8 protein-coding genes are annotated in these 12,061 nt (G+C 47.1%); 6 read left to right on the forward strand and 2 right to left on the reverse strand.

Going from position 1 to position 12,061, the window contains the following annotated elements; translation table 11 throughout:
- The first annotated feature begins 66 nt into the window (after window positions 1–66).
- A complete protein-coding gene (gene rssB, locus H0248_RS00580; RefSeq protein WP_180784274.1) occupies window positions 67–1,083 on the forward strand; it encodes a two-component system response regulator RssB in 1,017 nt (338 codons plus the stop codon).
- Window positions 1,084–1,288: 205 nt separating this feature from the next.
- Window positions 1,289–2,200, forward strand: a complete 912-nt coding sequence (gene galU / locus H0248_RS00585; protein WP_014915333.1) for a UTP--glucose-1-phosphate uridylyltransferase GalU — start codon at window positions 1,289–1,291, stop codon at window positions 2,198–2,200.
- Window positions 2,201–2,346: 146 nt separating this feature from the next.
- On the opposite strand, the gene hns is transcribed toward galU, so the two are convergent.
- On the reverse strand, window positions 2,347–2,754 hold the full coding sequence (gene hns, locus H0248_RS00590; RefSeq protein WP_180784275.1) for a histone-like nucleoid-structuring protein H-NS: 408 nt from the start codon (window positions 2,752–2,754) through the stop codon (window positions 2,347–2,349).
- Between the two features lie 393 nt (window positions 2,755–3,147).
- Here hns and H0248_RS00595 point away from each other — a divergent pair, with 393 nt between their 5' ends.
- Window positions 3,148–3,744 (forward strand): thymidine kinase, encoded by a 597-nt coding sequence (locus tag H0248_RS00595; protein ID WP_180784276.1) that lies wholly within the window; start codon window positions 3,148–3,150, stop codon window positions 3,742–3,744.
- 154 nt (window positions 3,745–3,898) lie between these two features.
- Here the strand turns inward: H0248_RS00595 and adhE are convergent, their stop codons facing one another.
- A complete protein-coding gene (gene adhE, locus H0248_RS00600; RefSeq protein ID WP_180784277.1) occupies window positions 3,899–6,574 on the reverse strand; it encodes a bifunctional acetaldehyde-CoA/alcohol dehydrogenase in 2,676 nt (891 codons plus the stop codon).
- A 1,008-nt stretch (window positions 6,575–7,582) separates the two neighbouring features.
- Between adhE and oppA (H0248_RS00605) the strand changes: the two genes are divergently transcribed.
- The 3 genes from oppA (H0248_RS00605) (at window position 7,583) to oppB (ending at window position 12,061) form a co-directional block, all read left to right on the forward strand.
- Entirely contained in the window at window positions 7,583–9,253 is a 1,671-nt protein-coding gene (oppA, locus tag H0248_RS00605) for an oligopeptide ABC transporter substrate-binding protein OppA (RefSeq protein ID WP_180784278.1), read from the forward strand.
- A 196-nt stretch (window positions 9,254–9,449) separates the two neighbouring features.
- Entirely contained in the window at window positions 9,450–11,087 is a 1,638-nt protein-coding gene (gene oppA, locus H0248_RS00610) for an oligopeptide ABC transporter substrate-binding protein OppA (protein ID WP_180784279.1), read from the forward strand.
- A gap of 53 nt (window positions 11,088–11,140) precedes the next feature.
- Window positions 11,141–12,061 (forward strand): oligopeptide ABC transporter permease OppB, encoded by a 921-nt coding sequence (gene oppB / locus H0248_RS00615; RefSeq protein ID WP_180784280.1) that lies wholly within the window; start codon window positions 11,141–11,143, stop codon window positions 12,059–12,061.

Below are 12,061 nucleotides of genomic sequence, written 5' to 3' on the forward strand. Positions count from 1 at the left end.
CCGTCTATCCGGCACACTGGCGCTAACGCAGGTGTGATTATTCGGTGTTTGAAGTAAGGGGTACTGATGGAACAACCACTAGCGGGTAAGCATATTTTAGTCATTGATGACGAGGCCGTTTTTCGATCTGTGCTCGCTGGTTATCTGACTTCTCTTGGGGCTTCAGTTCAGGAAGCCATTAATGGATTAGATGCACTGAGTACCCTTGAACATTACCAACCCGATTTGATGATTTGCGATCTGAATATGCCGACGATGGGAGGCATTGAGTTTCTTGAACGTCTGCGCCTGAAAGATAACGACACGCCAATACTGATCATTTCTGCGACCAGTCAGATGGCGGATATTGCCAAAGTCTTACGGCTTGGTGTTCAGGATGTGTTGCTAAAACCGATTCGTGATTATGCACGTTTGCGTGAAGCCGTGATGTCCTGCCTGTATCCCGATATGTTCACCTCACAGTTGAATGAGATGGATCAACTCATGCAGGATATGGACTCCCTGAATCAATCTCCTGAAACGGTCACCAAACTGCTTGCTCAGCTACAGCCGCCCGTTCAGCAAACGCTTGCTCGTTGCCGTGTTAACTATCGTCAATTAACGGCGGTGGAACAGCCGGGGCTGGTGCTGGATATTGCTGCGCTTTCGGAAACTGAGTTAGCATTCTATTGCCTTGATGTCACTCAGGGCGTTAATAATAGTGGGACGCTGGCGGCGCTACTGCTTCGAACCTTGTTCAATGGGGTGCTTCAGGAGCATTTAGCCGATCAACAACACCGTTTGCCGTATCTGCCGACGCTGTTAAAGCAGGTAAACCAGTTGTTGCGGCAGGCGGGCCTTGACGGTCGTTTTCCTTTGCTCGTGGGGTATTACCACCAGCAATTAAAACAGTTGATACTGATTTCCGCTGGGCTAAACGCGACACTGAATGTTAATGAACAGCAGATAGCGTTGAATAGCGGCGTCCCTTTAGGCACGCTTGAAGGGGCTTATCTCAACCAACTGAATTATCAGTGCGAAGCATGGCAATGCCAGATATGGGGCGGCGGCGGCCGTTTACGACTGATGTTGATGACAGAATAGTCTGATGGCGTGAGAGGGTACTGGTTTCAGGTAATACCTATCTTTAGGTATTATTTTTTATTTCCTACTATGTAGGGAGTTATCTTATTTTTATTGAACGGTAACGTTGGGACAAGCGTGCTCTTGTTAAAGTCGTTATACTCTCGCGGTTATCTTGATTAGATAAATAAAGTTCATTATTTGAACGGTATATAAGAGGCTGTTTATGTCTATTGTGAATAAAAAAGTAAAAAAAGCGGTCATACCAGTTGCTGGATTAGGGACGCGTATGCTACCTGCCACCAAAGCCATTCCTAAAGAAATGCTGCCGTTGGTAGATAAGCCGCTGATCCAATATGTTGTTAATGAGTGTATCGCAGCAGGAATTAATGAAATTATTCTCGTTACACACTCTTCTAAGAATTCTATCGAAAACCATTTCGATACCAGTTTTGAACTGGAAGCCATACTGGAAAAACGCGTTAAACGTCAGCTGTTGGAAGAGATTCAATCTATCTGTCCTAAGCACGTCACCATTATGCAAGTGCGTCAGGGGTTAGCCAAAGGGCTCGGCCATGCCGTATTGTGCGCGCATCCGTTAGTCGGGGATGAGCCTGTCGCGGTTATTCTGCCGGATGTGATTATTGATGAATATGAATCCGATCTGACGAAAGATAACCTGAGCGAAATGCTGCAACGCTTTTCTACGACAGGCCGTAGCCAGATTATGGTTGAGCCTGTTGAAAATGTAAGTAGCTATGGCGTGGTTGATTGCAAAGGCGTGGAATTAAAAGCAGGGGATAGCGCACCTATGGTTGGTGTGGTTGAAAAACCGAAAGCTTCCGAAGCACCGTCTAATTTAGCCGTCGTTGGCCGTTATGTCCTTTCTGCCGATATTTGGTCTCTGCTGGAAAAAACACCGCCAGGCGCAGGTAATGAAATTCAGTTAACCGATGCTATCGCGATGTTGATGGAAAAAGAAACAGTAGAAGCGTATCACCTGAAAGGTGTGAGCCATGACTGTGGTAATAAATTAGGTTATATGCAGGCATTCGTGGAATATGGTTTACGCCATGATGGTTTAGGCCAGGAATTTGCGCAGTGGCTGCAGGAAACGATTGAAGCAGAAGAAAAATAACAGAATGTAATGATTGCTCTCTGTTTACAAAAAACAGAGAGCAGCCAAAATGGCGACATATCTGTTTTCTCTTTGCAATATGCGTTACCAAAGAAAAACCCCCGATAGTTATCGGGGGTTTTTTCGTATTCAGTACTTATAAACAATTACAGCAGGAAATCATCTAAAGATTTACCTTGCTCTTCGATTGCTTTCTTGATTACTGCTGGTGTACGACCCTGGCCTGTCCAAGTTCTAAGTTCGCCGTTTTCGTCAGTATATTGATATTTTGCTGGGCGAGCAGCACGCTTGCTTTTACCTGCAACCTTAACTGAGCCTAAAGACTGCAATAATTCGTTAGGGTCAATACCGTCTGCAATCAGCATTTCGCGATATTGTTGCAATTTACGGGCACGTTCTTCAACTTCAGCCTGAACCTGGCTATCTTCTTCGCGGCGTTCATTAACCACGACTTCCAGTTTTTCCAGCATTTCTTCCAAAGTATCCAGGGTACATTCTCTTGCCTGGGCACGCAGAGTACGGATGTTGTTAAGAATCTTTAGTGCTTCGCTCATTGTGATAATCTCAAATAATATTATTGGTGGCGTGTGGTGTGATAATAGAGTGCTATTTTCCTTTCTGCAATAGTCAAATTTGTAAGTTTGTTAAAAAATATCATTTTTAAAACAAAACTCACATCGTATGTTACATAAATATAAATACTTTCCTGTTATCAAAAAAATACATTTGGTATGCCGCTTTTCTACCTCAAACGGCAGAGAATGACTTATTGATGCCGCGCCGTTGTTATAAGGAACGTTTATCTTTTTTATCATAACAGACCGTCGCTGGCGGATGTATGGACAAAATGTGGCCGAGGAATAGCCCATTGCGTAGCGTGAAGACGAGTTGTTACAATCAGTGTTTACGACACGACGTTCATATAGCCTGCCTTTTGGAGTAACCGAGTGGCCCAACTTTATTTTTATTATTCTGCAATGAATGCAGGGAAATCGACGGCGCTATTGCAGTCGTCATATAACTACCAGGAACGTGGGATGCGCACGCTGGTGTTCACTGCAGAAATAGATAATCGGCATGGCGTGGGGATAGTCAGTTCACGGATCGGCCTTTCTTCTCCGGCATTATTGTTTAATCCGCAGACATCGTTATTTGGATTGCTGGAGAAAGAGCACCGCGCTCAGCCCGTAGATTGTGTATTAATTGATGAGTGTCAATTTTTAACCCGTGAGCAGGTAAGTGAGCTTTCCGATATCGTGGACCAATTAGATATCCCAGTATTGTGCTACGGGTTGCGTACTGATTTTCGTGGCGATTTGTTTTCCGGAAGTCACTATTTATTAGCGTGGGCAGATAAGCTGATTGAGTTAAAAACGGTCTGTCATTGCGGCCGTAAAGCTAACTGTGTATTGCGGTTAGATGCACAAGGTAATGCCGTTCACGAAGGTGAACAGGTCGTTATTGGCGGCAATGAGAGCTATGTTTCCGTGTGCCGTAAGCATTATAAAATTGCACTGGGATTAACCCGTAAAGAAAGCGAGTAAGTCGATTAAATATCCGACAGGCAGGGCGATGAATAAACGGTGTAGTGATGCGTATCTATGCTGAGGACGAGTAATAAAAATGCCCAACCTTAAAAGCGTTGGGCATCGTTAAGAGATAAACCGCCTTTACGCTAAGGCGGTAATAACAAGAACGTTAGTGAGCGGTTTTCTTGCCGGTTTTAGCGGCTTTTGCTGCAGGCTCAGCCGCTTCCGTTTTTTCTTCTTCAGAGAACTGACGGCCGTAGTAAGTATCCAGCAGAATCTGTTTCAGTTCGGAAATCAGCGGGTAACGCGGGTTAGCGCCAGTACACTGATCGTCGAACGCATCTTCTGACAGCTTATCGACCTTAGCCAGGAAATCGGCTTCCTGTACGCCCGCTTCACGAATGGACGTTGGGATCCCCAGCTCGGTCTTCATTTCTTCCAGCCAGTTCAGCAATTTCTCTATTTTCTGCGCAGTGCGATCGCTTGGTGCTGTCAAGCGCAGGTGATCGGCGATTTCCGCGTAACGACGGCGGGCCTGCGGACGGTCATACTGGCTGAACGTCGTCTGTTTGGTCGGGTTGTCGTTCGCGTTATAGCGAATCACGTTTGAGATCAACAGGGCGTTAGCCAGGCCATGTGGAATATGGAACTCTGAGCCCAGTTTATGCGCCATGGAGTGACAAACACCGAGGAAGGCGTTAGCAAACGCAATCCCTGCAATCGTCGCGGCATTGTGCACACGCTCACGGGCAACCGGGTTTTTTGCCCCGTCGCGGTAGCTGTCTGGCAGGTTTTCCTTCAGCAGTTTCAGTGCTTGTAATGCCTGTCCATCTGAATATTCGTTTGCCAGTACAGAAACATAAGCTTCCAGCGAGTGGGTTACGGCATCAAGCCCGCCAAACGCACACAGCGATTTCGGCATATTCATGACCAGATTGGCATCAACAATCGCCATATCTGGCGTCAGCGCGTAGTCCGCCAACGGGTATTTCTGCCCAGTGGCATCGTCGGTCACCACGGCAAACGGCGTCACTTCAGAACCGGTACCGGATGTAGTGGTGATCGCCACCATCTTGGCTTTGACGCCCATTTTCGGGAACTTGTAGATACGTTTACGGATATCCATAAAGCGCAGCGCCAGCTCTTCGAAGTGCGTCGTAGGATGCTCATACATCACCCACATGATTTTAGCGGCATCCATTGGAGAACCACCGCCCAGCGCAATAATCACGTCCGGTTTGAAGGAATGCATTTGTTCCGCACCTTTACGCACGATGCTCAGCGTAGGGTCTGCTTCAACTTCGAAGAATACTTCGGTTTCCAGCCCGTGCTGTTTCAACACGGACGTCACTTGATCGACATAGCCATTATTGAACAAGAAGCGGTCGGTCACGATAAATGCACGTTTTGCACCATCGGAAGCGACTTCTTCAAGGGCGATAGGCAGTGAGCCGCGACGGAAATAAATGGACTTAGGAAGTTTATGCCACAACATATTCTCTGCTCGCTTGGCTACCGTTTTTTTGTTGATCAAGTGCTTCGGACCGACGTTTTCGGAGATGGAGTTTCCGCCCCAGGAACCACAGCCCAGCGTCAGAGACGGAGCGAGTTTGAAGTTGTAGAGATCGCCGATACCCCCCTGAGACGCAGGGGTGTTAATCAGGATACGCGCCGTTTTCATCATATTACCGAAATGATTTACGCGCTCTGGCTGATTGTCCTGATCGGTATATAGGCAGGATGTGTGACCGATGCCACCCATGGCGACCAGTTTTTCCGCTTTAATGACGGCATCGTTGAAGTCTTTCGCACGATACATCGCCAGCGTTGGAGACAGTTTTTCATGGGCAAACGGTTCGGATTCATCGACGGCCGTCACTTCACCAATCAGCACTTTGGTATTCGCAGGGACAGTAATACCCGCCATTTCTGCGATCTTCGGTGCAGGCTGGCCCACAATGTCGGCGTTCAGTGAACCGTTTTTCAGCAAGATACCCTGTACGGCATGCAATTCTTTGCCTTTCAGCATGTAGCCGCCGTGGGTGGCAAAACGTTCACGCACGGCATCATAGACGCTGTCTACCACGATGACGGACTGTTCTGACGCACAAATTACGCCGTTATCGAAGGTTTTCGACATCAGAATAGACGCCACGGCACGCTTGATATCCGCGGTTTCGTCAACGACAACAGGCGTGTTACCTGCACCTACGCCGATTGCCGGTTTACCTGAGCTGTATGCGGCCTTCACCATGCCCGGGCCGCCAGTCGCCAGAATCAGGTTGATATCGGGGTGGTGCATAAGCTGGTTGGACAGCTCGACAGAAGGCTGATCGATCCAGCCGATGATGTCTTTCGGTGCGCCTGCCGCAATTGCCGCTTGTAGCACAATGTCAGCGGCTTTATTGGTCGCATTTTTTGCACGTGGATGGGGAGAGAAGATGATCCCGTTACGGGTCTTCAGGCTGATCAACGCTTTAAAAATGGCGGTAGACGTGGGGTTGGTGGTGGGAACAATACCGCAAATCAGGCCAATCGGCTCGGCAATCGTAATGGTACCAAAAGTGTCATCAGTAGAGAGGATGCCGCAGGTTTTTTCATCCTGGTAGGCGTTATAAATGTACTCGGATGCGAAGTGGTTTTTGATGACTTTGTCTTCCACGATCCCCATGCCAGATTCGGCAACCGCCATTTTTGCCAGTGGGATACGGGCATCTGATGCAGCGAGTGCGGCAGCGCGGAAGATTTTGTCCACTTGTTCCTGAGTGTAAGTGGCAAATTCCTGCTGTGCCTTTTTCACTCTTTCGACCAATGCGTTAAGTTCAGCAACGTTGGTTACGGCCATAATGCTCTCCTGATAAATGTTAAACTCTTTCAGTCAATTGTTCGCCGGATAGAACAGTATAGATAAACGAGCGGGGGGCGTTTTCGTTACCTTGCTATTCTTTTCTGCCTATTTCGCATTAATTGACTCAACGAGCTTGTCAGCCGCCGTTGTGGCGCGATTTTTACTTTTTAAAATACTGTAACTGGTGATGTCGTAAATTTTCAAAATATTGTTTTGAAATTGCGTAAAAATTAAGAATATCTGCGTGTCCGTTACGGTATGAAATGAGCATACCCATTTATGGGGGCTTTTTTTGTGATCAATATCGTATTTTCTTTAAGCTGACACCATTCAGCAGCTTGGTGTTGATAATGACTATCATTAACAAGGCAAAATTAGCGGCTTTTCTACCCAAAAGGGATTGTAAGGGAGGGAGCGGCATCGGCGTGGGACATTGTTAGGGGCGCATTCCGAGCACGACGTTGTGTACATAGTGGGAATGACCTGTGCGTATAAAACGTGTTCGTATAAACGATGCTTATATCTTGATCGAGTGAGTTATTCTACGCGCCGCCTGTCGTAAGGGCATCGTGTACTATTATTGTGCAAGATGGGTAACGGAATTGTTAAAATAATAACATTCTAGTCAGGTAATGACGCGGACAGGTAAGCATACATCATCATTTTTGTGCTGTGAAAATGATAAAACCCACTACGATGTTTTTTTGTTCAAAATATATAAATTGCTGAATATTTAAAAAATATCTGCAAATAAACGTAAAAAGCATTGTTTATCATGGGATTAATGGTCATGTGAAATGATTGGAATAAAACGTTTTCCGAGCTGTAGTAAAGAAAATTAAGCAACATCAATGTAAAAATATTGGCGAATGTCTCTGCTTTTGATAGCTTCGAGTATCGACCCGCTATTCGTTATTCATCTATAAATTAATTTTATGATTTATTTGAATAATGGGCGATCTTTTCTGCTCTATGTGACGGCGATTTTTACGCATGGAGTCCGGTATGGCGTTGTATCAAGACAGGGGCGTTTATAAAGTGAAAACTCGTAAAACAAAACGATGCTTTGTTACCAGTATGATTGCCGCAGCAGTGATGGCGTCATGCGTGAATGTTCAGGCTGCGACTGTGCCTGCCGGTGTTGAGCTGGCGAAAGAGCAGGTTCTGGTGAGAAACAATGGCGCTGAGGTGTCATCACTGGATCCGCATAAAATAGAAGGTGTGCCGGAATCCAACGTCGCGCGCGATTTATATGAAGGGTTGGTGATTTCCGATCCGGATGGACATCCGATTCCCGGCGTCGCTGAGCGGTGGGAAAGCAGCGACTTTAAAGTCTGGACATTCCATTTACGCAAAGATGCCAAGTGGTCAAATGGCGAACCGGTTACTGCGCAAGATTTCGTTTATAGCTGGCAGCGTCTGGCCGATCCAAAAACCGTTTCTCCTTACGCCAGCTACTTACAATATGGTCATCTGCTGAATATTGATGACATTATCGCCAGCAAGAAATCTCCCGATACGCTGGGCGTAAAAGCCCTCGACGACCATACGCTGGAAGTCACATTAAGCGAACCAATCCCGTACTTTTATAAATTACTGAATCACTCATCGATGTCTCCGGTCAATAAAACGACGGTGGAGAAATTTGGTGATAAATGGACTCAGCCGGAAAACTGGGTAGGAAATGGTGCTTACCGTCTTAAATCCTGGGTCGTGAATGAGCGGCTTGTGCTGGAGCGTAATAGCCAATATTGGGATAACGCCAAGACCGTGATTAATCAAGTCACCTACTTGCCGGTTGCGTCTGAAGTGACGGATGTTAATCGCTACCGTGCGGGTGAAATTGATGTCACCAACAATAAATTACCCATTGAGCTATTTCAGAAGCTAAAAAAAGAAATCCCACAAGAAGTTAACATCAATCCCTATCTCTGCACCTATTATTACGAAATCAATAATCAGAAACCGCCATTTAATGATGTACGGGTACGCACGGCGTTGCGTATGGGGCTTGATCAGAACATCTTGACCAACAAAGTGAAAAACCAGGGCGACATTCCTGCCTATGGCTATATTCCTCCCTTCACGGACGGCCTGAAAGCGCATACACCAGAGTGGTTTACCTGGTCACAGGCGAAACGTAATGAAGAAGCAAAAAAACTGCTGGCAGAAGCGGGCTATACCGCAGAGAAACCGCTGACGTTTAATTTGCTCTATAACTCCTCTGATCTGCACAAAAAGCTGGCGATTGCCGCGGCATCAGTGTGGAAACAGAATCTGGGCGTTGACGTGAAACTGGAAAACCAGGAATGGAAAACCTATCTCAGCACGCGTCATCAAGGCAATTATGACGTCGCACGTGCTGGATGGTGTGCGGACTATAACGAACCGACATCGTTCCTGAATAGCATGCTGTCAGACAGCAGTAACAACACGTCGCATTATAAGAGCGCGGCGTTCGACACACTGATGGCACAGGCTATTCAAGCGAAAACGGACGATGAACGCGCACAAATTTATCAACAGGCAGAGTCCCAGTTGGATAAAGATGCGACGATTGTGCCAGTCTATTACTACGTTAACTCGCGACTGGTAAAACCTTATGTCGGTGGCATTACCGGTAAGGATCCGTTGGATAATATACGGGTGAAGGATCTCTATATTATTAAGCATTAATCCGTAGCGATGCCATTTACGGTTTGATGCAAATGAAGTGAGCAAGCAGTGATTAATTTGGTGTTTATTCTCTGGTTACCCATTCCTGCCATGTGGGAATGGGGCGTGAGTCGAATCGATTAATCGTTTTCTCACCGGGCTCTAATTCAGGAATCGTGCTGGGATAACTAGCACGACAACATTACAGGAGAAAATAATGACACACATCACAACTAAAAAAAGAGTAGCGGCCGCTATTATCGCGGCATTAAGTAGCACGATGGCTGTTTCTGCCTTCGCCGCGACCGTTCCCGCCGGCGTTCAGTTAGCAGAAAAACAGGAGTTGGTCCGTAACAATGGTGCTGAAGTTTCCTCTCTTGACCCGCATAAAATCGAAGGTGTACCGGAATCCAACGTGTCGCGCGATCTGCTCGAAGGATTGGTTATTTCCGACGTTAACGGCAAAACCAGTCCTGGCGTAGCAGAAAGCTGGGATAACAAAGACTTTAAAGTGTGGACATTCCACCTGCGTAAAGATGCCAAATGGTCCAACGGTGAGCCGGTTACCGCACAAGATTTCGTCTATAGCTGGCAGCGTCTGGCCGATCCAAAGACAGCATCGCCTTACGCCAGCTATCTGCAATATGGTCATCTGCTGAATATCGATGACATCATCGCCGGCAAAAAATCCCCCGATACGCTGGGTGTAAAAGCGATCGACGATCATACTTTTGAGGTGACGCTCTCCGAAGCGGTACCTTACTTTTACAAACTGCCTGTTTACGTCGCCATGTCACCGGTGAATAAGGCGGCAATCGAAAAATTCGGTGAAAAATGGACGCAGCCGCAAAACTGGGTCGGCAACGGTGCCTACAAGCTGAAAGATTGGGTCGTAAACGAAAAAATAGTGCTGGAGCGCAACCCGCAATATTGGGATAACGCCCACACCGTGATTAATCAGGTGACATATTTGCCGATCGCATCTGAAGTGACGGACGTGAACCGCTATCGCAGCGGTGAAATCGACATGACATACAATCAATTACCAATCGAACTCTTCCAAAAGCTGAAGAAAGAAATCCCGAATGAAGTGAAAGTCGATCCGTACTTATGCACCTACTATTACGAAATCAATAATCAGAAGCCGCCGTTTAACGATGTGCGGGTGCGTACCGCGCTGCGTCTGGGTCTAAGTCAGGATATTCTGACCAATAAGGTGAAAAACCAAGGCGATATTCCTGCCTATGGTTTTGTGCCGCCATATATTGATGGCTTCAACGCGCAGACCCCAGAATGGTTCACCTGGTCACAAGAAAAGCGTAACGCAGAAGCGAAGAAACTGCTGGCGGAAGCCGGTTACACCGCAGACAAACCGCTAACGTTTAATTTGCTCTATAACTCATCCGATCTTCATAAAAAGATGGCGATTGCAGCGTCTTCGATATGGAAGCAGAACATTGGCGTGGAAGTGAAACTGGAAAATCAGGAGTGGAAAACGTTCCTCAACTCTCGCCAACAGGGAACGCATGATCTGGCGCGTGGCGGGTGGTGTGCCGACTATAACGAGCCGTCTACCTTCCTGAACAGTATGTTGTCGGACAGCAGCAATAATAAGGCACACTATAAGAGCAAAGAATTTGATGCATTGGTGGCGAAATCTTTACAGGTGAAAACCGAAGAAGAGCGTGCTGTCGTATATCAACAGGCTGAAGCATTGCTAAATAAAGATGTAGTTATCGTACCTGTTTACTACTATGCCAATACCCGACTGGTGAAACCTTATGTGGGTGGATTAACGGGCAAAGATCCGCAGGATAATGTTTACGTGAAAGATCTTTATATCATCAAGCACTAATAATAATGGCTGGCACGCGCTCTTGTGCTGCCAGCCTTTTATAGGTACGAGCAATGTTAAAATTTATTCTTCGCCGCTGTTTAGAGGCGATTCCGACACTATTCATCCTGATCACCATCTCGTTTTTCATGATGCGATTGGCACCCGGCAGCCCTTTTACCGGTGAGCGTAATTTGCCGCCAGAAGTGATGGCGAATATTGAAGCCAAATACCATCTGAACGACCCCATTATGACGCAGTACGGTAACTACTTGCTGCAATTGGTGCAGGGTGATTTAGGACCTTCGTTTAAATACAAAGACTATTCCGTGAACGATCTGGTCGCGACGTCTTTCCCTGTTTCTGCAAAACTGGGCGCTGCGGCATTCGTTCTGGCCGTCGTTTTTGGTGTGAGTGCCGGCGTGATCGCCGCACTGAATCAGAATACGAAATGGGACTATACCGTGATGGGCTTTGCCATGACAGGGGTGGTGATACCCAGCTTTGTCGTCGCGCCGTTGCTGGTGCTGATTTTCGCCATTACGCTGCGGTGGCTGCCCGGCGGCGGGTGGAACGGTGGGGCGCCCAAATACATGATTTTACCGATGGTGGCACTGTCTTTGTCTTATATCGCCAGCATCGCGCGTATTACCCGAGGATCGATGATCGAGGTTTTACACTCTAACTTTATTCGTACCGCGCGTGCCAAAGGGCTGCCGATGCGCCGCATCGTCCTGCGCCATGCGTTAAAGCCTGCGCTGCTGCCCGTGCTCTCTTATATGGGGCCGGCGTTTGTAGGGATTATTACCGGTTCGATGGTGATTGAAACCATTTTTGGTTTACCGGGTATTGGGCAACTGTTCGTAAACGGTGCACTGAACCGCGACTACTCACTCGTACTGAGCCTGACGATTCTGGTCGGCGGCTTAACCATTCTCTTTAATGCGATCATTGACGTGCTCTACGCTGTTATCGATCCGAAAATTCGCTATTAA

This window comes from Pectobacterium brasiliense (genome assembly GCF_013449685.1).
GTDB classification, from domain to species: domain Bacteria; phylum Pseudomonadota; class Gammaproteobacteria; order Enterobacterales; family Enterobacteriaceae; genus Pectobacterium; species Pectobacterium brasiliense_A.

Excerpts from the sequence above, each read along its gene's own strand:
- rssB (WP_180784274.1), top strand. The coding sequence starts at position 67 with ATGGAACAACCACTAGCGGGTAAGCATATTTTAGTCATTGATGACGAG.
- galU (WP_014915333.1), top strand. The coding sequence starts at position 1,289 with ATGTCTATTGTGAATAAAAAAGTAAAAAAAGCGGTCATACCAGTTGCT.
- adhE (WP_180784277.1), bottom strand. The coding sequence starts at position 6,574 with ATGGCCGTAACCAACGTTGCTGAACTTAACGCATTGGTCGAAAGAGTG.
- oppB (WP_180784280.1), top strand. The coding sequence starts at position 11,141 with ATGTTAAAATTTATTCTTCGCCGCTGTTTAGAGGCGATTCCGACACTA.
- hns (WP_180784275.1), bottom strand. The coding sequence starts at position 2,754 with ATGAGCGAAGCACTAAAGATTCTTAACAACATCCGTACTCTGCGTGCC.
- oppA (WP_180784279.1), top strand. The coding sequence starts at position 9,450 with ATGACACACATCACAACTAAAAAAAGAGTAGCGGCCGCTATTATCGCG.
- oppA (WP_180784278.1), top strand. The coding sequence starts at position 7,583 with ATGGCGTTGTATCAAGACAGGGGCGTTTATAAAGTGAAAACTCGTAAA.